This window comes from Novosphingobium sp. BAM6 (assembly GCF_057784955.1).
Window position 1 is genome coordinate 34,720 of sequence record NZ_JBYNTR010000003.1, and the last position, 20,876, is coordinate 55,595.

Here is a 20,876-nt window from a genome sequence, read left to right on the forward strand (position 1 = left end):
CCGGTTTAGCCGCGCTGGGCATCGACGTACTGGCGCACCACGTAGAGGTCGGCGACCTGTCCCGAAAGCATGCGCTCCAAAGCCGAGCGCCCGCCGAACGGCGGGGCGCTGTTGGGTTTGCGCACCCATTCGTCGGCGGTCTGCGGCAGCAGGACGTGCAGCCCCTTGTAGATGCCCATGACGTAGGAAATCCGCTCCAGCGCATCTTTCGACAGCGCCGAGACCGCGCCGCGCTTCCACGATTGCAGGGTCGAGCGGCTGTCGAGCCCGAGCAGGCGCATCTGCTCGGCCTCCTTCAGGCCCCAGGCTTCGGCAATCCTGAAGAAGGTGCGCAGCGCCGGGCCGGTCAGATCCTTGCGCGAGAACGCCTTTGCCGGAGCGGCATCGGCGACAGGGGCAGCGGCATGGGGACGGGCACGACTGGCCATGATCGGATTATCCTTCCAACGCCTAATATGTTCATTATCTGAACATCCGTCAAGATCATGCCCGGCCAGATCATACCCGAAATGCGATCATCCGTAGCGTGCCATGGTGAAGCGGGCTGTGGCCGAATGGCGGCGTGCGCCGGTCAGCAGTTCCTCTGCCCACAGTTCGACCATGACTACTGCGCCGGTGTCCGAGGCGGACTGGATGCGGGTGACAAGCTCTACCATCTCGCCCGCGCGGATCGGCTCGCGAAAGTCGATACGGTCGGACGCGGCCATGATCATCGGCTGACGCGTGGCGCGGGTGGAGGCGACGAAAGCCGCCTTGCCCATCATCTTCAGCGCCTCGCCGCCGAACAGCGTGTTGTAGTGATTGGTTGATTGGGGAAACACCATCTCGACCATGTGCAGGTTGCCGGGGGCTTCCTCGACATCGGGCTCCTCGACCAGCGGGGGCAGCGGAAGGCGGGTATCGGGGCCTTTCACCGCGACCATCGTGAACAGCCCGCGCGTGCAGCGGCGGCGTTCGGCGGTGAGGGGCTCCTCGGCGAAGACTTCCACTTCGACGTCGAGCGAACTGTTGCCCACACGCACGACGCGGCCCGTCACCTCGATCAGATCGCCGATGCGGCCCGGCGCCTCGAAATCGATCCGCTCAGAACGCGCAGTGACGAAGGGCGCGCGGCCATGGCGCGTGGCGGCAAAGAAGGCCACCTTGTCCATATGCGCCAGCGCGACGCCGCCGAACAGCGTGCCGTGGTGGTTGGTCTCGCCGGGAAAGATCGTGTCGATCAGACGCACCGGGCGGTCGATGACGATGGGGGAGGGGCTCTCGGTCATGGAGCGCGCAAGGCCATGGATAGGCATCGATTGCAAGTGCGGATTGCGCAGTTGCCGATGTGTCTCCATCAGGCGGAACGGGCGGGATGGCGCGGTTCAGGCCGCGCAGGCGGCGGGCATGATCTCGGCAATCGGCATGGGCCGGGCGAAGAGATAGCCCTGCCCGTACTCGCAGCCCATTTCGGAAAGGCGGGCGCGCTGGGCCTCGGTTTCGATCCCTTCTGCGACAACCGGCTTGCCCAGTGCCTTGCCGAGGCCAATGATCGCGCGCACGATCGCCTCGCTCTGGCCATCGTCCTCGAACAGCCCGAAGGTGAACGAACGGTCGATCTTGAGCACATCGAACGGCAGCGTCTTCAAGTGGATCAGCGAGGCATAGCCGGTGCCGAAATCGTCCAGCGCCAGATGCACGCCAGCGCTGTGAAGCACGTTCAGCGCTTCCACGGTCTGGCTCATCGTCTGGTCCAGCACGACCTGCTCGGTTACTTCCACGCAGAGCCGCTGCGGGGCGATGCCGTTCTCGCGCAGGCGCGCCAGCAGCCGGTTGGCGGCGTGCGGGCCGTCGAGCTGCGCCGCGTTGAGATTGACGCAAAGCCGCCCGATCCGTTCGGGATGATCGCGCATGGCCGCCATTGCGAGGTCGATGACGTGCTTCTGCACTTCGACGCCTACCGTGCGGTCGTCGAGCATTTCTCCAAAGGTGGCGGGCGTCATCAGCCCATGTTCCGGGTGTTGCCAGCGCAGCAGCGCTTCGTGACTGGTCACAAGGCCGGAGGTCATATCGACGATGGGCTGAAAGTGGAGCGAGAACTCGCCGCGCGCGATGCCTTGCGCGGCCTCCTGCCCGAAGCTCAGTCGCTGGTCGAGTGCGGCGCGTAATTCCGGCTGATAGCCCACCAGTCTGCGACGCCCGTGCTGCTTGGCGGCATAGAGCGCGAGGTCAGCGTTCTTGACCAGCAGTTCGCCGTCGGTGCCATCTGCAGGGCAGCAGGCACGACCGATGCTCAGCGACAGCGTCCAGGCTCGTCCATTGTGAACCAGCGCGGTGCCCTGCAAGGCTTCGAGCGCCTGTTCGACCAGATCCGCACGGGCTCTGGTGCCGGGAACGAGGATGGCAAACTCATCCCCCCCGGTCCGTGCCACAAGCGCGCCGTTTCCGGCTGCGGAAATGAGGCCGCGGGCAACATTCTCCAGCAGCATGTCACCGCCGTCATGGCCAAGCCGGTCGTTCGCCTCCTTGAGATGATCGACGTCGATCAGCATCAGACTGAAGGGCGCGCCGTTACCGGTTTCACCCAGCGCGCGCAGTTCGGCATGAAAGGCAGCCCGATTGCCAAGGCCGGTGAGAAAATCGGTCTGTGCGGCGCGGCGGTAGGATTCGCGTTCGATTTCTGCGGCATGGCGCTCATGCTCGGCGCGGTCACGCTCTCGCCCAAGCAGTCGGAAGCGGTCGGCGATCGCCAGCGAAAGCGCCACGCACTCGAAGCCCAGAGCGACGAAAGTGCCCATGTCGATCGTGTCGTCCTGCAGCGCGATGCCAAAATTGCGTGCCACGCGCAGGATGAACACCGCCAGCACCGGGGTCCATCCGATCAGATAGAACCACACCACGCGACTGCGGCGCCGGATGGCGATGATCACGCCGCTGCCCAGACACACAGCGCTCGCCACGAAAACGATGTTGAGCCAGCGATCCATCGTCAGCGCGTTCGGCGCGACCCCGATCGCGGTGATGGTCCCCAAAGCAAAATTGATGAGCGCCAGCCAGCGTCCGGCCCGGATCAATCCTCGCGGCAGGATTCCCGCTTCGATCACGGTCAGGAAGAACATGTTGCCGCAGGCGATCAGGGCAGAGACGAACAGGTAATCCATCCGCACGGCTGGCGGTCCGACCAGACCGGGCAGGACGAATGCGGCCATGTTGGTCCAGATCAGGCCATATCCCAGCGCACATATGCACCACACCAGATACCAGCGCTGGAACGCCGCGCGCTGCCCGAGATAGATCAGCAGATTGTAGGCAAAAGCCGAAAGGATGGCGCCGATAAACATTCCCATCAAGCACAGCCACAAGCCGTTCAGCCGTAAGGCGGAGGCCGGGCTGGCGGCGGAAATCTTGCGCATCAGCGAGAGATCGTCGAGCCGCTGGTAACCGACGTAGAGCGCTCTGACATCGCGGCCCGGATGCGCCATGGCGATGCGCATCGTGCCGCCCAGCATCCAGCGCGAGCCGGTCTGGCCGGGCACGATCGTCTCGCTGGTGGTTTTTCCGGAAACCAGAACAGCCATGACGGTCAAGCGGGAATGGCGGGTCTGATCCAGCAACAGTTGCCAGTTTTGCGGCATCGCGCGCAAGGCCTGCGGATCGCGCAGCTTCAGCCAGACCCAGCCGTTGGCGTAGCTGTCGTGTGCAGGCACCCTGGAGCAGTCGTACCCAAGCGCGGATACGGCAACCGCGCTCACCTGCATATCGAGCGGCGCCGTTGCATAGCAAACGTCCTGCCGCAGACGCACGATACCAGCCTGCGCGGGCGTAAGCCACGCGAACGCCGTTGCCAGCACCGACAGTACGAACAAGACCCAACGCATCAAGACCGACCCCCAAAGTCGATCAAACCCTAGCCAAAATCCCGGTATAAAAGGTTAATGAAACCGGTGGTGAGTGCGCCATGGAGCCGGACCGCCCCCGAAAGCCTGCAGGTTGTTACCGAAGCAAGGCCCGGAAGCAGACTGCATATCGCCCGCCGATATCGAAAGAGTATCAAGGACGGCCTTCGCCGAGGGGGCGAAAGCTGGAACCATCGCCCGCCAGAGGGAAACTTTCCCGGTGCTCGAGAAGCGCCGGTTTGCACTTGTTCCGAGTGGCGGCGCATCGGCAGCTGCGGTCAAAGGGCTCTCCGGCCTTGAGGCACATCTATGGCACTTTACCGCAGCGGCATTGGTGAAGTGCCACGGCTGGTTAATGCGTCAATGTGGGCGACTCGGCAGATTTTGGGGATTCACATCGGATTCGCGGTGTGCTTGAATCCGCAGGATGATCCAGCCTGACCTCTTTTCACCGCTGCCCTCGGGCACGGTTCCGGCGCCTTCACCCAAAAGTGGTGCTCCGGGGCCAGGGCTTCCCCGGCAAAGTGCCACGCACGGCAGATCCGACCGGACAAGCAACTCCTCCGCGGAACGTCGGCTCGACATGCCGGGCATTCTCGAACGATTGAGCCGGGACTGCGAGCGTCCACGCTATTGCTTCATGGTGCTGAACCTGATCGTGCAAGCGGCGGCCCGTACCGGTTCCGCAGGCCCGTGGGTACGAGACGGCGAGCGCAATGTCCCGGTGCGTGACTGGCTGTGCGAAGCGCTCGCCCCGGTCGCCCAGCGCGATCCGCGCCGATTGGCGATTTCGGGCAGGGTTCGCGCCGAACTGGAAGCAAAGGGAGAAATGCCCGGTGATCCGGAGGCGGCGGATCGTGCCATCGAGGAAGGCGTTGCGGAGCGCATTCGACTGTCGGGGCGAACGAATGTCAGCCGTGCCGTCTCGCAGCTTGTGCGCGCCGGGCTCGTGCGCCGGCATTATCAGGGCTATCGTGTGGATCATGCCAATCGCGGCGCCCAGCGGCAGGCGGTCTACACGGTAAGCGAAGAGGTTCGCGGGGCGATGCGCGCCGGCTAGGTCTGAGCCAGCCAGAGCGGAACTGGCTCATCGACCACCTGCGCGCTTTATGTGCAGGCCGCTGTCTATTCCCTTGAGTGCAGATGCATCCTGTGCGAACGAGGGGCACCTGTTTCTCCGTATCTGCGGGGATTGGTCAGGCTTCGCTCCTGCCGGCGTATTCCGGAAAAACTCTTCGGCAGGGGCGATTAGCTTCGCGAGAGGGCAAGGATTGCCGGTTTCCCTCTCGCGCGCTTACTTTTCATGCGCTTGCTGCTCAAATGGCCTCAGGATCAGTCGACCATGCGCCAACGCAGCGTCTCGCCAGCATGGAACGGCACAAGGTCGATCGCCCCTTCGACGATCTTTTCCGGTACGGCCACCTCGACGCGCTCCAGCGTGACCGTGCCCTCGTTCAACGGCAGGCCGTAGAAGCGCGGGCCGTGCTCGGAAGCAAAGCCTTCCAGACGGTCAAGTACGCCTTCGTCCTCGAACACCTGCGCGTAGCTTTCCAGCGCATAAGGGGCATTGAAGATGCCCGCGCAACCGCAGGCCGATTCCTTGCGGTCGATGGAATGCGGAGCGCTGTCGGTGCCGAGGAAGAACTTGGGCGAACCCGATACCACCGCCTTGCGCACGGCCAGACGGTGCTGCTCGCGCTTGGCGACCGGCAGGCAGTAGGCGTGCGGACGGATGCCGCCATCGAAGATCGCGTTGCGGTTGATGATCGCGTGCTGCGGCGTGACGGTGGCGGCGATCTGCGCGCCCGATGCGTTCACGAAATCCACGGCATCGGCGGTAGTGATATGCTCCAGCACGATCTTCAGTGCCGGATAATCACGTACCAGCGGCGTCAGAATGCGTTCGATGAACACGGCCTCGCGGTCGAAGATATCGACTTCGCGATCGGTGACTTCGCCATGGATCAGCAGCGGCATGCCGATGCGTTGCATGGTTTCCAGCACGTCCGTCAGTGCGCGAATGTCGGTGACGCCATGGGCAGAATTGGTGGTGGCGTGGGCCGGGTAAAGCTTGCAGGCGGTGAACACCCCGGCTTCGTAACCGCGCGCGATTTCGGCGGCGTCCGCGCTATCCGTCAGATAGCAGGTCATCAGCGGCGTGAAGGCGGCACCTTGCGGCAGCGCTGCGAGGATACGGTCGCGATAGGAGGCGGCTGCATCCACTGTCGTGACTGGCGGCGAGAGGTTCGGCATCACGATCGCACGGGCGAACTGGCGTGCGGTGTGGTTGGCGACCGCGCGCAGCATTTCGCCGTCGCGCAGGTGAACATGCCAGTCGTCGGGGCGGCGGATCGTGAGCGTAGTGGTCATGGAACGCCCCCTTAGACGCTCGCACGCTCAGCGTCGAGATGGACCGTGGGAATAGGGCGTCCTGATCGGACGTGGATCAGGGCATGGGATGGGCACGGGATGGGGCTGCAAAGGGCGTGACATTCCTGCGACGGGGCGCCGAAAAATGCCGCAAGTAGCAGATGCAACCATTTACATATTGCAGACACACGCTCTATGCGCCCTCGAAATATATCAGAACATATACAGCGAGAGTTGCCATGATCCCGAATTTGACGTCCCGAAAAGCCGCCATTCTGGGCGGTACGCTGGCAGGAATACTCGCCCTGCCTTCGCTGGCATTCGCGCAGTCGAACGAGGCGACCTCGGCAACGCCGCACGGTTCGGAAATCATCGTGACCGGGCAGGGCGCCTATGGTGCAATCCCCGTCTGGTCGGCGCCGAAGGCCGATCTCGGCCCGCTGGGCGAGAAGGATGTTCTCGATACGCCTGCCTCGGTCACAACCGTTCCCGAAAGCCTGATCGTCAACATGCAGGCACGCACCGTCAACGACACGCTGCGCTATCTGCCCTCGGTGCAGATCCGCGACCAACAGGGGCTGGAAGTCTCGCGCCCGCAGTCGCGCGGGTTCCAGAGCAGCATTGCGCAGGATACCCGACTTGACGGCCTCAACGTGATCGGCACGACTGCCATCGCTGCGGAAAACCTGGGCGGCATCCAGGTGCTGAACGGCCTCTCGGGCGCACTCTACGGCCCGCAGTCGCCCGCCGGTGTGTTCGATTACCAGCTCAAGCGCCCCACAGCGGCCCCGATGCTGCGCGTGATCGGCAGCTTCGACCAGCAGGGCCTGTGGACCGGTGCGGTCGATGCATCGAACCATTCCGATGTCGTGGGCGTGCGCTTCAACGCGCTGCACGGCGAGGGCGAAAGCTGGGTGGACGGCAGCCATGCCAACCGCACGCTGGTCGCGCTCGACAGCGACGTTCACATCGACAGCCGCACCGTACTGGAACTCGACGGCAGCTATTACCGCACGCAGGCCTATGGCCTTCCGGGCAGCATCGTCTACTTCAACCCGCAGTCCGTGCTCCTGCCTGCCGCCATGGATGCGACGCGCAAGGGTTATGGCCAGCCGGGGGCCGGGACCGACCTCAAGACCGCGACCGGCCTTGCCAAGCTGCGCCACGACTTCGGCAATGGCTGGAAGTTCGAAATCGGCGGGCTCTATCAGAATGCTGATCGCGGCCTTTACGGCATCACCAATACGCTGACCGACAACAACGGCGACTATACCGTCACCAAGAACTTCACCGCCGTCTCGCGCTTCAACATCGTCAGCAATACCGCCTCGCTGACCGGCAGCGTGACGCTGCTGGGCCTCAAGAACGACCTGTCGCTGGGCACCAACGGCTTCGTGCTGGGGCAATACAACAACCGCAACTCGATCGCGGTGACGCTGGGCACATCGAACCTCTCCGATCCCGCGATCCTGCCCGACAAGCCCACCCCGGCGACCGGCGGGCGTTACAAGAGCGGCAGGATGTTCGTGCAGTCGATCGTGACGGCCGATACCGTGCACTTCACCGACCAGATCTCGCTCCAGGCGGTGATGAGCACCTCGTTCCTGACCTCCAGCAGCTATAACGCGGCGGGCACGCGCACCAGCCACGACAGCGAAAGCGGCGTGCTGAGCCCCACCGTCAGCCTGCTCTACAAGCCGCTGAACAATGTCACGCTCTATGCGACATATGCCAGCGACGTGGAGCAGGGCGAGACGGCGCCTTCCGGCACTGCGAACGCGAACGAGATTCTCAGCCCCTACCGCGACCGGCAGGTGGAGATCGGCGCGAAGTATGCGCCGCTGCCTGGGTTCCTGATCACCGCGACGGGCTTCCGCATGACCCGTCCGCTGGCGCAGACGGATGCGACCTCCAATGTCTTCGCGGTCGTCGGCACGCAGCGCAACTGGGGTGCGGAACTGTTCGGGCAGGGCGAGGTGACGCCCGCGCTCAGTCTGCTGGGCGGCGTGACCTATCTCGATGCGCGTCTTGTCGATGCCATCGTGCCGGGCACCGACAATGGCCGCGTGGTGGGCGTGCCGCACTGGAAATCGGACCTGACAGCGGATTATCACCCGGCCTTCGCCAAGGGCTTTGCCGTTACCGGCACGCTGCATTACGAAAGCAACCGTGCGGCGACCAACATCGGCAACAGCTATGCCCCGGCCTTCGCTACGGTGGACCTTGGCGCGCGCTACGCCGCTCACTGGTTCGGGCATGACGAAGTGGCGCGCCTGAACGTCATCAACGTGGGTGACAAGCGCTATTACTCGTCGATCGCGGACGGCAACATCGTTGGCAGTCCGGGTGCGAACACCGCCTACCTCGGCGCACCGCGCACGGTCATGGCCAGCATCGAGGTGGACCTGTAAGCCAAAACTCAGTCCGGATAGGCTTCGGCCAGCGCCGTCAGGCGCTGGCGGATGTCCGCCGGCAATTCCACGGGATCGTTGTCATAGTCCCGCTCGCCTGCCGCCGCTTCGGCGACCAGCACATCGTGCAGGCTGCCCATCAGGCCGTTGATTGCGCTGAGGTAGCGGGAAAGGCGATAGGCATCCTCATCGGGTTCGAGAATTCGCGCGGTATCGTAGAACGAGACCAGCCGACTGGCGACCTTGCGCATCGCGTGAAAGCGGTGCGCGTTGAGGTCGGGCGTTTCCAGCCATAGCCGCAAGCGGTCGATTTCTTCCTTGCGGAAACGTCGAAAACCCTCGGCACTGTCCAGTGGTACATCGGCGACCTCGCGCCGGACGCCGATCCACACCGGCCACGATGCGAGCACCCGCAGCAGCAACGCATACCAGATCGTGGCGGCCCGGCGCTCCAGCTTGAAGGCGTCCTGCAGCAGCCCCATCACCACGACTGTGGTGCGGAACATCAGCGGGGCCTTGTGGCGGGCGCCATAAAGCACCAGCGCAAAGCGCAGGTGCTTGTAGCGCGCGCGGATCAGCTTGAAGGTGCGGCGCGCCTCGGGCGTCAGCGTACCGGTCCGAATTAAGGCACCGGTCAACGCCAGCAGGCTTGCCCGTTGCGTACCTTCGGTCCAGAACTGAATGCACAGGTCCAGGCAGGCCCGCATCTGTTGGCGACTACAGTTCACCGGCATGGTATCCGGCAGGCTGACGACAGGGTCGACCACGTCGTCGTTCTCGACAGCCTCGAACAGGGCGTCGATAATCTGGGCGGAGTAGCGGGTCATCGCGTGGCCAGCTCTGGGGAATGTGACATCCGATGGACCTTCAGGACTTAGACCAGCGCCCGCCGCGGTTTCAGGCGCGGAAAGATCGCTGCAAGGCGGCCGCTTAGTCTCTCGATCCTGTATGGCAGCTGTCTAACGACCAGATTTTTCGTGGGGTTACAAAGTGCTCGGACTGTTTATTTGAAATACCAATCAGTATGAGGCCCGCACTTCCGCATATTGCAGAATGATCGGCAGCTTCGCAGGTAAGACAGAATTTCAAGTCGACATGCTTTATTGTCCTTGGTCTCCTTTCCGGATTGACGAACGACCACCTTGGCGGCCGACAACGGGTTTACCGGCACTTACACCTGTTCCGATGCCGATATGTTCCCGGGCAATACGCAGGGCAAGCTTTTCGGCCCTTACGGCGAGGAGACGGGGCCACCTTCAACGCCGTCTCCCCGATGGCCGTGTCGCGGGCTTGTGGAATACCGGCACTACGCTCGGCCAGCCGGGGCAGACCGGCCTGACCGGCCTGACCGGCGTTGCCATCGGCAAGAAGGACTGACCGGCAAGATTTCGGTTGCGGATTTCGATAGTCTGCGGCGTCTGATCCCTGGAAACACGCTGTTTCAGGGAAAAGGCGCCGCAGACATGAACTTGAGGAAACGACAGGAGGCAGGACAGGCTATGGCCTTACCCTGTATGAAATGTCGCTGACTTCTGTTGATGGCAGGCTAAGGAAGCAAATCCGTCCGGTTGGGGCGGATCATGAAACTGATGCATGGCACACGATGGGTTCTGACGGTTCCGGCAATGCCGCCATGGGTGGTCTCCAGCAACTCAGCCTCGAAATGCGTCCCGATCTGCGGCGCTTCCTTCTCGCGCGCGGCATGACCGCGAGCGATGCCGAGGATCTGTTGCAGGACATGTTCATCGCACTGGGCAAGGTGGAGACCGGACCGGTGCGATCGCCACGGGCTTACCTCTACCAGATGGCCAACAACATGGCGCACAGCTGTCGTCGCGTGGATGTACGGAGGCAAGCCCGCGATGCGCGCTGGCTCGATCACCGCACCGCCTCGCCACCAGGCGCCGAGCCCGATCGCGCCGACCTTGCGCCCGACCCGGAGGCCGCCGCACTGGCCCGCGATCATCTCGCAAGGGTGGAACATGAACTGGCGCAATTGCCGGAGCGAACGGCGTACATCTTTCGCCAGTACCGCATCGAAGGTGTGGCGCAGAAAATCATCGCCCGCGATCTGGGCATCAGCCTGAGTGCGGTGGAGAAGCATCTCCAGTCCGCCTATCGTGCGGTGCTCGCCATTCGCGGCAGACTGGACGAAGACCGTGGGCAGCGGACAGCAGGGGAGTTTGGCCATGCAGGCTGAGGATCGCATGTACGACGAGGCCATTGTCTGGCACTTGCGGTTGCAGGAGGCGGGGCCTAAAACTGCGCCTGAAACCTGGGACGAATTTACGGCGTGGCTGGAGGCCGATCCGCGTCATAACCCCGCGTATGAAGCGGTCTCCGATGCCGATCTCGCGCTGGAACCTGCCATGTTGGTGGCACGCGAGGGGGGAAGTGAAGCGCAGGCGCCAGAAGAACAGGCAGCCGAGGAGCAACCTTTCGTTGCCGCGCCGCGGCGACGCTGGGCCATGCCCGCGCTTGCCGCTTCGATAGCGCTGGCGCTGGCCGGTAGCTGGGTGTTCCAGAGCCGCTCGGCCGGAGACTACACCATCCACACCGCAGCGGGCGAGAGCCGGTCCTTCGCGCTTGGCGACGGCACCCGCATCGTGCTCAACGGCTCGACCGAGATCGCCCTCAACCGCGGCGATCCGCGTCAGGCACAGTTGCTTTCGGGCGAGGCGCAGTTCACGGTCCATCACGATCCGGTGCATCCCTTCACGCTGACCGTCGGCGATCGCACGCTGGAGGACGTCGGCACGGTATTCAACGTGCGCACTTCGGGTTCGGCGATGCAGGTCGAAGTCGCACAGGGCGCCGTGCGCTACGAGGCGGGCGAGACCCGCGTGCGGCTCGATGCGGGAGACACGCTTTCGGCGAAGGATGACGGCATCGTCACCGGGCATCGTGCCGTTGCGGAGATCGGAGGCTGGACCCGCGGCAGGCTGGTCTATCACGACCGTCCACTGATCGACGTTGCTGCTGACATCACCCGCTCGCGCGGCATGGCGATCGAACTGGCACCCGATCTTGCTGCGCAATCGTTCACCGGCGTGATTCAGCTTGATGGCGACGATGCGGCATTGCAGAAGCGCCTCGAATCGCTGCTGGGACTGAAAGTGACTTCGACTGCGGATGGCTGGACGATCGCGAAATGACTGGGCGGCGTTCTGTGTCCTTGCAGGCAGCGTTTCCAGCCTGATCGCGCCTGCCACGCAGGCGCGCGCCACCGAAGCGAAAGCGGCAATCTCGGTTCCGCGCGGAACACTGTCGAATGCTCTGGTCAGCCTTGCAGAGCAGACCGGGCTGTCTATTGCCGCGAGCGATCCCGCGCTTGCCAAGCTCCGGACCAGCGGCCTGCACGGGCGCTATACCCTGCGCGATGCGTTGGACCGCCTGCTCAAAGGCAGTGGCTATCAGGCGCGTTTCGTCGATGCGCATACCGTCCAGCTGTTCCGCACGCACAGGGCAACACCGGCAGAGCCCGAATCCCGGCCCATATCCGCCACGCCGATCCCTATCACGACCGGTTCCGACATTCTCGTTACGGCGACCAAGCAGAACCTCGGGCTGGACGAGTATCCGGCAAGCGTTGCCGTAATCGAGCCCGAACGCAGCGAACTTGCGCGCGGGGGCGGGCGGGGCACCGGCTTCATTCTTGGCCACCTGCCGCAACTGACCGCGACCAACCTAGGCCCCGGCCGCAACAAGATCTTCATTCGCGGGATCGCCGACAGCAGCTTTAACGGCGCCAGCCAGTCGACCATCGGTCAGTACCTCGGCGATTTCCGCACGATCTATTCCGCGCCCGACCCCGACCTGCCGCTTTACGACGTCTCCCGCGTCGAGGTGCTCGAAGGGCCTCAAGGTACGCTCTATGGCGCCGGAACGCTGGGCGGCATCATCCGGATCGAGCCGGTCGCCCCCAATCTTGAACACCGCGAAGTCGATGCCAGCGCCGGGGCGACGTTCACCCGCAGCGGTTCGCCCGGAACCGACGGGGCGCTGGTGGTGAATGCGCCGATCGTCCGGGGTAGTCTGGCCTTGCGCGCGCTTGCCTACGGCAGCATCGAGGGCGGCTACATCGACGATCTCGAACGCGATCTGAAGAACATCAACCGTAACACCCGCGCCGGTGCCCGCGTGCAACTGCGCTGGCAACCCCGCAGCGACTGGACGGTCGATCTCTCGCTGGTCGGGCAGAACATCCATTCGCGCGACGGGCAATATACGCTGAAAGACGAGACCGATCTCACGCGCCGTTCCGCCATCGCCCAGCCTTTCGACAACGACTATCGCCTGATCGGCCTTACTCTCACGCACCAGTGGGGCGATGTGAAGCTGGTTTCTGCGACGGGCTATTCCGGCCAGCATATCGATTCCGTTTACGATGCCACGGCGGACGAGGACGCCCTTGCCGATGGCGCCGCACTGGAAGTGTTCCGCGAGAACCAGACGGTGCACCTGTTCTCGCACGAAACTCGCGCAAGCGGCTCGCTCGGCAGTCAGGGCAGCTGGCTGCTTGGCATCGGCGTGGTGGACAGCAGCGACCACGTGGTGCGTCGCCTTGGTCCGCTCGATGATCCGCCGGTCATCACAGACGTTCTCAACACCACGCTCGACAGTGCCGTGTTCGGCGAGGCGGGCGTACCGGTGCTGCGCCATGTGATCCTGACGCTCGGCGGCCGGCTCAGCTACGTCCGCCAGACCAGCGCCTACGCCGCGATCCGCAGCGAGCGGCGCGATGGACCGGAGCGCCAGCAAGTGCGCCTGCTGCCCACCGCCGCCCTGTCATGGACGCCGCAGGAAGGCCTGCTGTTCTATGGACGGTTTCAGGACGGCTATCGGCCCGGCGGTCTGGAAGTTACCGGGTCCGGGCTCGACGGCGATACAGCGATGCAGACGGCGCAGCGCTTCGCCTCGGACCGGCTGCACAGCTTCGAACTGGGTATGCGGTTCGGCATGACGCCGGGCGCGCGCCTTTCGGGCAGTCTGGCGGCCTCCGCCACGCGCTGGCGCGACATCCAGGCCGATCTGATCGACACCGATGGCTTGCCTTATGTCGCCAATATCGGTGCCGGGCGCGTGCTTAACCTTGCCGCGACGCTGCGCTGGCAACCGACAAAGGCGCTGTCGCTGGAGGCCGCAGGCTATCTCAACTCCAGCGACCTTACCGACCCGGCGCCCGGTTTCGGCGCGCTGTCGGACCGCGATCTCCCCAATATCGCGGACGAGGGCTGGCGCCTTGCAGGCAAATGGAAGACCACACTGCGCGGCGCGCCCCTGACGTTGGATGGGGCGGTGCGGCATGTCGGCCGCTCCAAGCTGGCGGTCAGCGAGCCTTTCGCGCTGGAGCAGGGCGACTACTTCGACGTTTCGGCAGGCGCACGCCTCGGCCTGGGGCGCTGGGGCCTTTCGCTCGACGTGATGAACCTGCTGGATTCGCGCGGCAACACGTTCGCCTACGGCAACCCGTTCTCGGCGGCCGAGGGAGAGCAGGAAACCCCGATCCGCCCCCGCTTGATCCGCATCGGCGTGGACGCTGCGTTCTGAGGGGAGGCCGGTGATCGATCATTGATCGATCACCGGCCCAGCTTCAGCGCATCCACGGTGAACTTGAACCCCAGGATCAGCGCGTCCTTGGTCGGGGTCGAACGGTCGGTCGCACCGGTGCGGTCGGGGTGGTGGATGTACTGGACGTTGGGCGAAAGGCGCATGGCGGGGCCGACCTGTGCGCTGTAGGACAGTTCCATCATCACCTCGTGGCGCCATGCCTGCCCGGCGCCTCCTGCGGCGCGGTCGAGCGCGCGCATGCGAGTCATCGCCAGATCGCTGAAGCGCTGGTCGGACACCATGAAGCCCACGCTGTCCTCGTCGCGCCCGGCGAAAGTGCCGGTCTGGACAAGGCCCAGATCCCAGAAGCGGCTTTCCTCGACCCGGCCGGACAGGTTGGTCATTGCCGCGCCGTAGACGCTGAGCCCGCGCTTGCTGGCAGGGTCGGGCCGCGTCAACTGCTGCTCGAAGCGGACATAGAGCCCGCTGCGACCATTGTGCGTCTGCGCCGCCTGTCCGCTCAGCGCGGCGATCCCGCCGGTGGCATCGCGCAAGGGATCGGCGTAGTCGCCCTTGTCGACCCATCCGCCCAGAATATAGCGCGCGGGCAGGCGCACGGCATCGCCGGTCTCGTAGCTCAGTTCCCACGGCACGATAACGCCGGTGGCATTGCCCACGCCCAGCCCGATGCCGTGATCGTTCGCGCGCTTGCGGTCGGGGTTCACTTCGTAGGCGCCTGCGTGCAGGTAGACGTGGGGCAGCAGTTTCGCCTTGGCGCGGATCATCCAGCTGGACGCCGGGAAGTATGTGAAGTTGCTGTTCTTGAACACGAAAGTCGGATTTCCGCAGCCCGAATTGCCTTGAAACTGGCAGTAGAGCGGCGAATTGAGGAAATGGATGTTCGCCTGGCTGCGCCCGGCCTCGATCATCAGCCGGTCGCCGCCCAGGTGCTGCTCCCAGGTGAAGATCGCCAGATGCGTGTTCTGCGTGCCCCAGATTTCCTGCACCGAGGTGTTGTTGCCCAGCGCGAGGCTCGAAAGGCTGTCGCCATGACGGTCGGTCACGGCAATGTGAAGCGCGCCGCCCTCGATCCCGGCGATATGATCCATGTCGAAATCGGCGCCGATGTAAACTTGCCCGGCGAATGCGGCTTCGCGCTTGAGCCCTCCGGTGACATTGCCCGCGGCCTCGCCGGTATAGCTCAGCGTCAGCTGGATGCCCTGATCGGCCAGAGGCTGGAAGGAGTCCGATTTCCTGGGCGCCGGGTCCGTTCTCGTCTCCTCGACAGGCGCGGGATCGTCATCCGCTCGCGCCATCGACGGGCTCGGTGCAAAGGCGATCGACAGGGCAAGGCAGGCAGACAAGGCGGGGGCGGCGACGCCTGCGGTGCAGGCGCCTTTCAAACTCGCAGTCGGCATGGGCAATCCTCTCTTGTGTTTTTCTCTGTGCCGTCTTGATATGGTTTGTGTGTGTTTCAGCCCGTGCTGGCGGGGCGACGCTTCAGCAGCCCGACGAGCACTGCGCTGAGCAAAGTTCCGGCAACGATCGCAATGGCATAGGCACCAAGATGCGTGACTGCGCCGGGGATCGGCAGCACGAAGATTCCGCCGTGCGGCACTTTCAGCTCGACGCCCGACACCATCGAGATCGCGCCCGCCAGCGCGGATCCCGCCATCAGGGAGGGGATTACCCGAAACGGGTCGCGCGCTGCGAACGGGATCGCGCCTTCGGTGATGAAAGCGAGCCCCAGAACCGCTGCAGCGCCGCCAGCCTCGCGCTCTTCCAGCGTGAAACGGTCGCGGAACAGGCGGGTGGCAAGGGCAACCGCGAGCGGCGGCGTCATCCCTGCCGCCATCGTCGCGGCCATCGGCGTACACACGTTGCTGGCGATCAACCCGACCGAGAACGCATAGCCCGCCTTGTTCACCGGGCCGCCCATGTCGAAGGCTGACATCGCACCCAGGATCAGGCCCAGCACCAAGGCGCTCGAACCCTGCATGGCGCGCAGCCATTCAGTGAGGAAGGCAAGGGCGGCCGCAACCGGCGTGCCCACCGCATAGACCATCAGCAATCCGGTCAGCAGCGTCCCCAGCAGTGGCAGGATGAGGACGGGTTTAAGGCCTTGCAGGTTTTTCGGCAGCTTTATCACCTTGTTCAGCGCCTCGACGCCGTATCCCGCGATAAAGCCTGCGGCGATGCCCCCCAGGAAGCCCGCCCCCAGTTGCGCGGCGATCATGCCGCCGACCATGCCCGGCGCGATGCCGGGGCGGTCGGCAATGGAATAGGCAATGTAGCCAGCAAGCGCGGGCACGATCAGCGCGAAGGCACCCTGCGCGCCGATCTGGAAGAGGGCATGAGCGAGAGTGCCCTTGGCCGCATCGGCATTGGCGCCAATGCCGCCCAGCGCGAAAGCCAGCGCGATCAGCAGACCGCCTGCCACCACGAAAGGCAACATGAAGGAAACGCCGGTCATCAGGTGCTTGTACGGCCCGACGCGCTCGGCCTTGGCAGGCGCGGCTTCAACACCGACAGCGCTATCGGCGCCCTGCCGCTTGGCCTCGGTCAGCGCGCGCTCGATCAGCGCGGCACCGCCGGAAATCGCGGGCTTGGTACTCGACGAGAACACGCGTTTGCCGCTAAAGCGCGCGCGGTCCACCTCGCGATCGGCGGCGATGATGACGACATCAGCCTCGGCGATCTCGCGCTCGGTCAGCGGCGTGCCGGCCCCGACCGACCCTTGCGTCTCGACACGGATCGGATAGCCAAGCTGACGCGCCCCTTCGGCAAGACCTTCTGCGGCCATGAAGGTATGCGCGATACCGGTGGGGCAGGACGTGACTGCAACGATGTGCGGGGTGCCGCTCTCCACGACTGCGGGACGGTCGAACGCCAGCGCCTTGTCGGGAGCGGCGAGCACTTCGGCCAGCGTTACCCGGCGGTCCGCCCGTGCGGCAAGGGCATCGTCCCCTGCCGTGTCCGTCACCAGCAGGAGCAACTCGCCCTTCGCCGTTGCGCGATCCGTCAGCGGGTTGAGCACGCCCTGTTCGGTGCGGACCTCGATGTCGATGGACTGGCCAGCGGCCTTGGCCGCACGACGCAGGGCCTCGCCCGCCAGCACGCCCTGCACCGCACCGTCACCTGCCTCGATGATGGCAAATATCGTATTCATCAGACCTCTCCCGCCGCCGTTGCAGCGGTCGTATCAATTCGGTTTATCGCGACATCGGCGGCGAGCGCCTTCACGCTGGCCAGCGCCGGAAGGTTTGGCCCGGCCATCCCCAGCTTGCCCACGGCAAAAGCCGTGGCGAGGCGCGCGATCTGTTCGAGGTCGGCCCCATCGTCCGCCAGCGAAGCCGCAATTCCCGCGACCATCGCATCACCGGCACCAACGGTGCTGGCAAGGTCTCCCACCGCGAGTTTCGCCGTCACCGCCCCCTGATCCGAGACGAACAGCGCGCCTTGCTCTCCCATCGAGATCGCCACCAGCGCGACTCCGCGGGCGCGCAAGGTGGTGGCCGCACGCAGCACATCGTGGATCTCGGGCAGGGGCGTGCCGAGCGCCTGCGCGAGTTCTTCGCGGTTGGGCTTCACCACATCGGGCAGCACATCCGCCGACAGCGCGCATTTCAGCGGCAGTCCGCTGGCATCGAGGATCACCCGGCAACCGATCGAGCGCAGCCGCGCGATCAGCAGGGCGTAGGTATCGGGCGGGCAGCCCGGAGGAAGACTGCCCGCCAGCACGACGAGGTCACCCTCGCGTGCCGCATCGCAGATCGTCGCGGTGACCATTTCTGCTCGCCCGGCGTCGATCGCGATGCCATCCAGATTGATGTCGGTGGTCCCGCGCGGGTCCACCAGCTTGAGGTTGACGCGGGTGGCGCCGGGAATGCGGATGAAGCGATCCTCGATGCCCTTGGCAGCGAACAGCGCATCGAACGGCGCCGCATTGTCGCTGCCCAGCAGGCCGTAGGCGCTGACGGTAACGCCCCAGTCTGCGAGGCAGCTGGCGACGTTGACACCCTTGCCACCGGCGTTCTGGCGCACCGCATGGGCGCGATGGACCTCGCCGGGCTCAAGCCGGTCAAGCGTGACGGTCTGGTCGATGGCCGGATTGAAAGTGACTGTAAGCACGCGCATCAGTTCGCTCCTGCATCCAGCGCACGGACATCTGCTGGCCCCGCCATCGCCAGAGCGCGCTGGGCGAGTTCCACCAGATCGCTGTGCTTCGCGGCCCGAAGGCGGGCCTTTACGGCGGGAATGTCGCGCGGGGTCATCGAGAGTTCGTCGACACCAAGGCCGACGAGCAGACCGGCACCGAAGGAATCACCGGCCAACCCGCCGCATACGCCGACCCAGCGACCATGTGCGCGCGCGCCTTCCACCGTCATCGCGATCATGCCGAGCACGGCGGGGTGCAGGCTGTCCGCCTCGCTGGCGAGTTCGGGGTTCTGGCGGTCGATTGCCAGCGTGTACTGCGTAAGATCGTTGGTGCCGATCGAGAAGAAATCCGCATGCGCCGCCAGTGCGCGCGCCTGCACGGCAGCGGCAGGCACCTCGATCATGATGCCGATGGGCACCTCGGGCGCGTCCAGTTCCTGACGGATCGCCTCGCACTTGGCACGCAGTGCGACCAGCTCGTGCGTGGAGGTGATCATCGGGAACATGATCGACAGCGCGCCGCCTTCCTTCGCTGCCCGGTAAAGCGCGCGAAGCTGCGGTTCGAGCAGGTCCGGTCGGCGCAGCAGCAGGCGCGCACCGCGCACGCCGAGGAACGGGTTCTCTTCTTTCGGAAGATCAAGATGCGGGACCTGCTTGTCGCCACCGATGTCGAGCGCACGCACGATCAGCGCCCGTTCGGTGCCGTCATGTGCCAGCGCCTCGATCATCGCACGGTAGGTGGCGGCCTGCTCGTCCTCGCTCGGGCTGTCGCCGCGTTCGAGAAACAGGAACTCGGTGCGCATCAGACCCACGCTTTCGCCGCCTTGCGCCAGTGCCATCGGCACCTGATCCGGACGGTTGACGTTAGCGGCGATTTCCACCTTGTGCCCGTCCTGCGTGACGGCAGGCTGGCTGCGCTCCTCCTCTTCAGCCGCACGCTTGGCGGCGAGGTCGGCGATCCACCGATGCGCGGAGGCGAGATCGTCCTCGCCGGGGTCGAGCCACACGCGGCCACTGTCCCCATCGACAATCGCCAGTGTGCCCGCAGCGCTGGCCAGCAAATCGTTGCCCCCGGCAACAACCGATGGCAGGCCGAGCGTTCGGGCCAGAATGGCGCTGTGCGAGGTCGGGCCGCCAAGGGCGGTCGCAATGCCTGCCACCCGCGCGATGTCGAGCGTGGCGGTATCCGAGGGCGAGAGGTCTTCCGCCACGAGAATGCACGGCACTCCGGGAAGATCGGCCAGGGTTCCGGCTGTCAGCGAAGGATCGATCTCGGCCAGAACCCGGCGGCCGACGTCTTCCAGATCGGCGGCGCGGGCAGCCAGCACCGGATTGCCGAGTGCCGAGAGGCGCGCCGCTATGCGCCCCACCGCCTGATGCCACGACCAGGCGACGCCGTGCCCTTCGACCATGTTCTGGCAGGTGAGGGTGATCAGATCGGTATCGTCGAGAAGGTCCGCCTGCGCCTTGAAGATCGCCGCTTCCGAAGCGCCGAGGCGTCGCGTGGTGTCGTCGATCAGCGCGGTCATCTGCGCGCGGGTGCGCACCAGCGCATCGTTGAGCAGGGCGCCGCCGGATGCGAGATCGACAGGACTGTCCGGCACGGCCAGCTCGGCGGATTTCAGAACGTGGATCGGGCCGATGGCAAGGCCGGGGCTGGCCGCGACACCGGCGATCAGACGCGGCTCGCCGACAGGAGTCCATGCGCGCACGGGCGCTTCGCGCTTCTGCGCGGCGCGGGCCGCGTCTTCCTTCTCTCGGGAAGTCAGACGCCGCACTGCGGCCAGAAACGCCGTCAGCGTGGCTTCTGCACCTGCGCCTTCGGAGGAGATCGAAACCTCGTCGCCCTGACGCAGGCCCAGTTGCAGCAGCGCGACGAGATTGCGGGGATCTGCGGTTTCGTCTCCGTGGCGCACGCGCAGCGGCGTGGCAGCAGCGCGAGCCGCCTCGACCCAGACAGAGGCGGGGCGGGCGTGAAGCCCAGCGGGATAGTCGACCGTCCAGGTCGCGACATGTGCAAAGTCCCCCAGCGGTGCGGCAATGGTGCCCGGGGATGAGTCCTCGCCCAACGCACGGGCAAAGTCTGCCGCATCCTCCGTCCGGACAAGCGCCTGAAGGCGTGGCTCGTCCTGAATCAGGCGCGTCAGGCGGCGCAGGATCGACAGGTGACTGTCCGAATTGGCAGCGATACCCACCACGATATGCGCGCGCTGGCCGGGGTTCCATTCCACCCCGTCACGCAGCTGGAGAATGGCCACGCCGTCGCGGCGCACCATGTGCTTGTCTTCGCCAAGGCCGTGCGGGATCGCGAGACCCGAGCCCAGGAACGTGTTCGCCACGGCTTCGCGGCGGACCATGCTTTCTTCGTATCCGGGCTGCGCGCATCCGGCAGCGACCAGCAGTTGCCCGACCTGCCGAATGGCATCGGTCTTGTCGGTTGCGGTGGCAGCGATCCGAACGAGATCAGTGGCGCGGGACGCAGGGGTGGCGTCTGCGAGCATCGTAGTTCCTC

General features: G+C 65.1%; 15 protein-coding genes. 6 read left to right on the forward strand and 9 right to left on the reverse strand.

Features of this window, described 5'->3' with window-relative positions; all coding sequences use genetic code 11:
• Window positions 1–5: 5 nt before the first annotated feature.
• The 3 genes from AC3EC3_RS12155 to AC3EC3_RS12165 form a co-directional block, all read right to left on the reverse strand.
• Window positions 6–428: an MbcA/ParS/Xre antitoxin family protein gene (locus AC3EC3_RS12155; protein ID WP_488489880.1), complete on the reverse strand. Its 423-nt coding sequence runs from the start codon at window positions 426–428 to the stop codon at window positions 6–8.
• 87 nt (window positions 429–515) lie between these two features.
• Window positions 516–1,268, reverse strand: coding sequence for an acyl-CoA thioesterase (locus tag AC3EC3_RS12160; protein ID WP_488489881.1), 753 nt, complete (start codon window positions 1,266–1,268; stop codon window positions 516–518).
• Window positions 1,269–1,364: 96 nt separating this feature from the next.
• Window positions 1,365–3,857, reverse strand: coding sequence for a putative bifunctional diguanylate cyclase/phosphodiesterase (locus tag AC3EC3_RS12165; RefSeq protein ID WP_488489882.1), 2,493 nt, complete (start codon window positions 3,855–3,857; stop codon window positions 1,365–1,367).
• A 601-nt stretch (window positions 3,858–4,458) separates the two neighbouring features.
• On the opposite strand from AC3EC3_RS12165, the gene AC3EC3_RS12170 reads away from it, so the two are divergent.
• Window positions 4,459–4,935 (forward strand): hypothetical protein, encoded by a 477-nt coding sequence (locus AC3EC3_RS12170; RefSeq protein ID WP_488489883.1) that lies wholly within the window; start codon window positions 4,459–4,461, stop codon window positions 4,933–4,935.
• 272 nt (window positions 4,936–5,207) lie between these two features.
• Here the strand turns inward: AC3EC3_RS12170 and pyrC are convergent, their stop codons facing one another.
• Complete coding sequence (gene pyrC, locus AC3EC3_RS12175; protein ID WP_488489884.1) at window positions 5,208–6,245, reverse strand: dihydroorotase; 1,038 nt, start codon at window positions 6,243–6,245, stop codon at window positions 5,208–5,210.
• A gap of 239 nt (window positions 6,246–6,484) precedes the next feature.
• On the opposite strand from pyrC, the gene AC3EC3_RS12180 reads away from it, so the two are divergent.
• Window positions 6,485–8,656 (forward strand): TonB-dependent receptor, encoded by a 2,172-nt coding sequence (locus AC3EC3_RS12180; protein ID WP_488489885.1) that lies wholly within the window; start codon window positions 6,485–6,487, stop codon window positions 8,654–8,656.
• 8 nt (window positions 8,657–8,664) lie between these two features.
• Here the strand turns inward: AC3EC3_RS12180 and AC3EC3_RS12185 are convergent, their stop codons facing one another.
• Window positions 8,665–9,483, reverse strand: coding sequence for a hypothetical protein (locus AC3EC3_RS12185; protein ID WP_488489886.1), 819 nt, complete (start codon window positions 9,481–9,483; stop codon window positions 8,665–8,667).
• Between the two features lie 358 nt (window positions 9,484–9,841).
• Between AC3EC3_RS12185 and AC3EC3_RS12190 the strand changes: the two genes are divergently transcribed.
• From AC3EC3_RS12190 to AC3EC3_RS12205, 4 genes are all read left to right on the forward strand, one after another.
• Window positions 9,842–10,033 (forward strand): hypothetical protein, encoded by a 192-nt coding sequence (locus AC3EC3_RS12190; protein WP_488489887.1) that lies wholly within the window; start codon window positions 9,842–9,844, stop codon window positions 10,031–10,033.
• Window positions 10,034–10,259: 226 nt separating this feature from the next.
• On the forward strand, window positions 10,260–10,856 hold the full coding sequence (locus tag AC3EC3_RS12195; RefSeq protein ID WP_488489888.1) for an RNA polymerase sigma factor: 597 nt from the start codon (window positions 10,260–10,262) through the stop codon (window positions 10,854–10,856).
• Entirely contained in the window at window positions 10,846–11,811 is a 966-nt protein-coding gene (locus AC3EC3_RS12200; RefSeq protein WP_488489889.1) for a FecR family protein, read from the forward strand. The genes AC3EC3_RS12195 and AC3EC3_RS12200 overlap by 11 nt, the downstream gene beginning before the upstream one ends.
• Entirely contained in the window at window positions 11,789–14,206 is a 2,418-nt protein-coding gene (locus tag AC3EC3_RS12205) for a TonB-dependent receptor (RefSeq protein WP_488489890.1), read from the forward strand. The genes AC3EC3_RS12200 and AC3EC3_RS12205 overlap by 23 nt, the downstream gene beginning before the upstream one ends.
• A gap of 29 nt (window positions 14,207–14,235) precedes the next feature.
• On the opposite strand, the gene AC3EC3_RS12210 is transcribed toward AC3EC3_RS12205, so the two are convergent.
• From AC3EC3_RS12210 to ptsP, 4 genes are read right to left on the reverse strand one after another with little or no spacing between them, the layout of a single operon-like run.
• Window positions 14,236–15,624, reverse strand: a complete 1,389-nt coding sequence (locus AC3EC3_RS12210; RefSeq protein WP_488489891.1) for a carbohydrate porin — start codon at window positions 15,622–15,624, stop codon at window positions 14,236–14,238.
• A 56-nt stretch (window positions 15,625–15,680) separates the two neighbouring features.
• Window positions 15,681–17,375, reverse strand: a complete 1,695-nt coding sequence (locus AC3EC3_RS12215; RefSeq protein ID WP_488489892.1) for a PTS fructose transporter subunit IIC — start codon at window positions 17,373–17,375, stop codon at window positions 15,681–15,683.
• Window positions 17,375–18,343 carry a 1-phosphofructokinase gene (pfkB, locus tag AC3EC3_RS12220; RefSeq protein WP_488489893.1) on the reverse strand — a complete coding sequence of 323 codons (969 nt, stop codon included), beginning with the start codon at window positions 18,341–18,343 and terminating at the stop codon, window positions 17,375–17,377. The genes AC3EC3_RS12215 and pfkB overlap by 1 nt, the downstream gene beginning before the upstream one ends.
• Window positions 18,343–20,865, reverse strand: a complete 2,523-nt coding sequence (gene ptsP, locus AC3EC3_RS12225) for a phosphoenolpyruvate--protein phosphotransferase (RefSeq protein WP_488489894.1) — start codon at window positions 20,863–20,865, stop codon at window positions 18,343–18,345. The genes pfkB and ptsP overlap by 1 nt, the downstream gene beginning before the upstream one ends.
• Between the last annotated feature and the right edge of the window lie 11 nt (window positions 20,866–20,876).